Annotated in this window: 4 protein-coding genes; all 4 read right to left on the reverse strand. The window is 72.7% G+C overall.

From position 1 onward, the window contains the following. Positions 1–381 (reverse strand): NAD(P)-binding protein (locus tag HKK72_RS36700; RefSeq protein WP_410050382.1); only part of this gene is annotated, 381 nt, incomplete at its 3' end. 101 nt (positions 382–482) lie between these two features. Further along, entirely contained in the window at positions 483–1,541 is a 1,059-nt protein-coding gene (gene mraY, locus HKK72_RS36705) for a phospho-N-acetylmuramoyl-pentapeptide-transferase (RefSeq protein WP_187238997.1), read from the reverse strand. Further along, entirely contained in the window at positions 1,538–2,962 is a 1,425-nt protein-coding gene (gene murF / locus HKK72_RS36710; protein WP_187238998.1) for a UDP-N-acetylmuramoyl-tripeptide--D-alanyl-D-alanine ligase, read from the reverse strand. Before murF ends, mraY begins: the two co-directional genes overlap by 4 nt. Further along, the coding region (locus tag HKK72_RS36715) for a UDP-N-acetylmuramoyl-L-alanyl-D-glutamate--2,6-diaminopimelate ligase (protein ID WP_187238999.1) at positions 2,959–4,278 on the reverse strand (1,320 nt) is incomplete at its 5' end. The genes HKK72_RS36715 and murF, both read right to left, overlap by 4 nt.

Genomic DNA, 4,278 nt, shown 5'->3' on the forward strand with positions numbered 1-4,278 from the left:
GGCGGTGAGAATGCAGGCGAGCATGCGCACCGCGGTGGTCTTGCCGTTGGTCCCCGTCAGCGCCAGCCAGGGTGCGGCGCCGGGCCCGCGCAGTCGCCAGGCCAGCTCCACCTCGCCGAGGACCTGGACGCCGGCTTCGGCCGCGGCCGTGAGCAGCGGGGCGTCGGGCCGCCAGCCGGGCGAGGTGACGACGATCTCGGTGCCGGCCGGCAGGGTCTCGCCGTCGCCCAAGCGCACCATGATGCCCTGGCGCTCGAGTTCGGCGGCCTGTTCTCTGCGCGGCTCGTCGTCACGGGCGTCCACGATCGTGACGCGCGCGCCGCGCTCGGCCAGGACGCGGGCGGCGGCGAGTCCCGACACCCCGAGCCCGGCCACGCACACCGCCGTGCCCGGCCGGACGGCCTCGCCGCCGGCCGCCTCGCTCCGCCCGCTCGCCCCGGGCCGATCGTCTCGGCCATGGGGCGAAGGCCCGCGGGCATCGCTCACTTGGGCACCCATTCGAGATAGAACACGCCGAGGCCGATGGCGACGAACAGCGCCGACATCAGCCAGAACCGCACGACGATGGTCGTCTCGGCCCAGCCGGACAACTCGAAGTGGTGCTGCAGCGGGGCCATCTTGAACACCCGTTTCCCGGTGGCCTTGAAGCCGCCGACCTGGATGATCACCGACAGGGTGATGATCACGATCAGGCCGCCGAGGATGGCGAGCAGGAACTGGGTGCGGGTGGTGATCGCCAGGCCGACGAGAACGCCGCCGAGCGCGAGCGAGCCGGTGTCGCCCATGAAGATCTTCGCGGGGGGCGCGTTCCACCACAGGAAGCCGAAGACGCCGCCGAGCACCGCCGCCGCCACGACGGCGAGGTCGAGCGGGTCCCGGACGCTGTAGCAGTTCGGCGCGAGGGCGTTGTCGAAGCAGCTGTTGCGCAGCTGCCAGTTGCCGATGATCACATAGGCGGCGAGCACCATGCCGGCCGGCCCGGCCGCGAGACCGTCGAGGCCGTCGGTCAGGTTGACCCCGTTCGAGACGCCCTGGATCAGGATCAGCGCCCAGATCACGAACAGGTAGGGGCCGATCGAGGGGCCGAAGTCGCGCAGGAACGACAGGTGCGTCGTCGCGGGCGTGACGTCGTAGCCGTTGGGGAAGCTGAGCACGCCGATCGAGAAGACGACGCCGATCAGCACGATGCCGATCGCCTTGGCGCCGCTGCGCAGGCCGAGGCTGCGCTGCTTGAAGACCTTGATGTAGTCGTCGACGAAACCGACGACGCCGAGACCGACCATGAGCATCAGCACCAGCCCGCCCGACCAGGTGGGCGGGGTCGCGGTGAGCAGATGCGCGGCGGCGTAGCCGATCACTGAGCCGACGACGAACACCGCGCCGCCCATGGTGGGCGTGCCGCGCTTGTTGAGATGCGCCTGGGGGCCCTCCTCGCGGATCATCTGCCCGTATCCCAGCCGGGAGACGAGCCGGATCCACACCGGGGTGCCGACGATGCCGATGAACAGGGACACCGCCGAGGCGATGAGGATGTTGGTCACGCGTCCCCCCTCGGCCGGTCGTCGCGCGAGTCGTCGAGCAGCGCCTGGGCGACCCTTTCGAGCCGTGCGACGCGGGACCCCTTGACCAGTACGACGTCCTGCGGCCGGAGCCGCTCGTTCAGCGCCGCCACCGCGGCGCCGACGTCATCCACCTGTACACACTCTCCCGTCCATGACCCGACTTGCTTGGCTCCCTCGAGCAACGGCGCCGCGTTGCGCCCGACGACGATCAGCCCGGCGAGGCCGCATCGCGCGGCATATTGCCCGATCTTCTCGTGCTCCGTGACCGAGGCGGAGCCGAGCTCCGCCATTTCCGCCAGCACGGCGTAGGCGCGGCGAGGACCCGCCCCCGAGCCCCGGGCCATGTGCCGGAGGGCGTCGAGCGCCGCCCGCACCGACTCGGGGTTGGCGTTGTAGGCGTCGTTGACGATCGTTACGCCGTCGTCCCGCTCGCCGACCTCCATGCGCCACCGGCTCACCGTGGTGGCCTCCGACAGCGCCTCGGTGATCTCGTGCAGCGGCATGCCGGTCTCACGGGCGGCCGCGGCGGCCGCGAGCGCGTTGCCGACGGTGTGCGAGCCGTGCAGACGCATCGACACCGGCAGTGTGCCCTCGGGGGTGACCAGCGAGAAACGCGGCCGTCCCGCCTCGTCCAGCCACTCCTCGGTCGCGCGCACGGTCGCGTCGGGCGCCCGGCCGAAGGTGACGATGCGCGCGGGCGTACGGGCGGCCATCGTGCGGACGAGCGGGTCGTCGGCGTTGAGGATCGCTGTGCCGCCCGGGGGAAGCGCCTCGACGAGCTCGCCCTTGGCCCGGGCGACCATCTCCTGGCTGCCGAACTCGCCGATGTGGGCGGTGCCCACGTTGAGGACCACGCCGATCCGCGGCGGGGCCACCTCGGTGAGGTAGGCGATGTGGCCGATCCCGCGGGCGCTGTACTCGAGGACGAGATAGCGGGTGTCCTCGTCCGCGCGCAGCGCCGTGAGCGGGTGTCCGATCTCGTTGTTGAACGAGCCGACCGGCGCCACCGTGGGACCGCGGCGGGCCATGAGCTGGGCGATGAGGTCCTTGGTCGAGGTCTTGCCGGACGATCCGGTGACCCCGATCACGGTGGCGTCGGGCAGCCGGGCCACGACCTCGCGAGCGAGGACCCCGAGCGCCTTGACCACGTCGTCGACCACGACGGCCGGGACGCCGTCCGGCGGGCGTTCGGCCAGCACTCCGGCCGCGCCTGAGGCGACGGCCGCGGCGGCGAAGTCATGGCCGTCGGATCGCTCGCCCCGGACCGCGACGAACAGCGCGCCGGGCCGGACGGCCCGGGAGTCGATGACGACGGGCCCCGTGACGGTGCGGCCGGCGTCGGCCCCGTGCGCCGTGCCGCCGGTGATCTCGGCGATCTTCGCGAGCGAAAGTGGGATCACGCCCGGCCCCCCCGTTCCCCGCGGTGCGGTCCGTCGCCTCGCCGGTCGCGCAGGGCGGCCCGTACGACCTCGCGATCGTCGAAGGGGAACACCTCGCCGCCGACGTACTGGCCCTGCTCATGGCCCTTGCCGGCCACGATCACGACATCGCCCCGGCGGGCCCGGCCGACCGCCAGCTCGATGGCGGCCGCCCGCTCGGGCTCCACGATGACGTGGGCGCGCTCGCTCTGCGGCACCTTGAGGCCGCCTTCGACCATGGCCGCGAGGATGCCGAGGGGATCCTCGGACCGCGGGTTGTCGTTGGTGAAGATCGCGATGTCGGCCAGCCTGGCGGTGGCCTCGCCCATGAGCGGTCGCTTGCCCCTGTCCCGGTCGCCGCCACAGCCGAGCACGGCGATGAGCCGCCCCTCGGTGACCGGCCGCAGCGCGGTGAGCACGGCCTCGACCGCCCCGGGCTTGTGCGAGTAGTCGACCAGCGCCACGAAGTCCTGGCCCTCGTCGACCCGTTCCAGCCGGCCGGGGACGCCGGTGAGCGAGGCGACCCCGTGCACGGCCGTCTGCAGCGGGATCCCCGCCTCGACCAGCGCCACGATCGCCGCGAGGGCGTTGGCCACGTTGAACGGGCCGGGCAGCTGGACGGCGGCGTCGGCCTCGATCCCGCCGGGGCCGACGATCCGGAAGACGCTGCCGTCGGCGCCGAGGCGGACGTCGTCGGCCCGCCAGTGCGCCGAGGGATCGCCCGCCGCCGAGAAGGTCGTCATCGGCACCTCAGAGACGTCCAGCAGCGTCTGCCCGTACACGTCGTCGAGGTTCACCACGCCGACCCGGCAGTAGTCCGGAGTGAACAGCCGGGCCTTGGCCTCGAAGTAGGCCTGCATGGTCGGGTGGTAGTCGAGATGGTCCTGGGACAGGTTCGTGAAGACCGCGACCTCGTAGAAGGCGCCGCCGACCCGCCCCTGCTCCAGCGCGTGGCTGGAGACCTCCATCGCGGCGGCGCCGACCTGGCGCTCGCGCATCATGGCGAAGATCGCGTGCAGGTCGGTGGCCTCGGGGGTCGTCAGCGAGCTCTCCAGCCGGGTGTCGCCGATCCGGGTCTCCACGGTCCCGATCACCCCGGTCTCGGCCCCGGCCACCCGGAGGCCCGCCTCCAGCAGATAGACGGTGGTCGTCTTGCCGCTGGTGCCCGTGACCCCGATCAGCGTGAGGTCACGCGCCGGCTCGCCGTACACCCACGCGGCGGCGGTGCCGAGCCTCGCCCGTACGTCGCCGGTCAGGAGCACCGGCAGCCCGGTGCGCTCGGCGCGCTCACGGCCGGC

The organism is Actinomadura sp. HBU206391 (assembly GCF_014323665.1).
GTDB lineage: Bacteria > Actinomycetota > Actinomycetes > Streptosporangiales > Streptosporangiaceae > Actinomadura_C.